The organism is Salifodinibacter halophilus (genome assembly GCA_012999515.1).
GTDB classification, from domain to species: Bacteria; Pseudomonadota; Gammaproteobacteria; order Nevskiales; family Salinisphaeraceae; genus Salifodinibacter; species Salifodinibacter halophilus.
Genome location: JABEEB010000236.1, coordinates 1 through 274 on the forward strand (window position 1 = coordinate 1; position 274 = coordinate 274).

The following is a 274-nucleotide window of genomic DNA, read 5'->3' on the forward strand; positions in this document are numbered from 1 at the left end:
CAGGGCGACGCGAACACGACAACGCGGAGCGGATCGACGTGTTGGACGCGACCGACACATGGCTACGGACGATCCCGTACGTCGTCGCGGTCGGCTTCGTCGACGGCGAGTGGCCCGAGCGCCCGAGCGGGGCGTTCCCGCCGGCCTTCCGCGACGCAGTCGTCGCGGGCGACGGCGGCCCCGGCGGTGGCGCGGCCCTCGGCGTCCGCGGAGCATGGACCGAAGCGCGCGAACGCGACCACCTCGCCGACGCCGTCAGCGCGGCGAGTGCTGG

Annotated in this window: 1 protein-coding gene; it reads left to right on the forward strand. The window is 75.2% G+C overall.

Annotated features, from left to right (window positions below; all coding sequences use genetic code 11):
• On the forward strand, positions 1–274 hold a 274-nt coding region (locus tag HKX41_11470), incomplete at both ends, for a hypothetical protein (GenBank protein ID NNC24751.1).